Genomic DNA, 502 nt, shown 5'->3' on the forward strand with positions numbered 1-502 from the left:
TCGCGGTGCAGAGGTCGTGCGCAGTTACTTAGTTGAAGACAGTTACGTAACAGAGTTACGTTTGGATATCCGTAAGATGGATAAGCTACGCGATTACGGTGAAGTTCAACAAGTGCCTGAGAAGCGTCAGCAAACCTTGTTCTAAAACCACTTCACTAAATAAACAGATAATCTTTTCGAGCGGCTGATTGGCAACAATTGGTCGCTTTTTTATGGGTTCGATTTGATGGTTTTGCCTAATGAGGAAGGAGAGGCTAGAGCGTTAGGCTTTAATATTGGTGCCTAGCGTTGAAATGGTGTGGGTTTTGCCGCCGGCATTGTAGGTCATACCGATCTTGCCGTGAGTGTGTTGAAGCATGTTATTGAGCTTGTTAAAACTCAATTGAGCACGGCTGAGGGATTCTCCATTCACGCGATTGACTTGTTGACAGTCCAGCACGATGAATTGGATTTGGGCTACAACCTGACTTAGGTGCTCATCTTCGGTAAGTTGATTGACATG

At 45.0% G+C, this 502-nt stretch carries 1 protein-coding gene and 1 pseudogene; one reads left to right on the forward strand and one right to left on the reverse strand.

What is annotated here, in order from left to right:
* A pseudogene (gene flgP / locus R7040_RS30440) lies at positions 1 to 145 on the forward strand (flagellar assembly lipoprotein FlgP); the annotation flags it as partial.
* Positions 146 to 262: 117 nt separating this feature from the next.
* Here the strand turns inward: flgP and flgN are convergent.
* Positions 263 to 502 (reverse strand): flagellar export chaperone FlgN (gene flgN, locus R7040_RS30445; protein ID WP_318098189.1); only part of this gene is annotated, 240 nt, incomplete at its 5' end.

Source organism: Vibrio sp. 1069 (assembly GCF_033340555.1).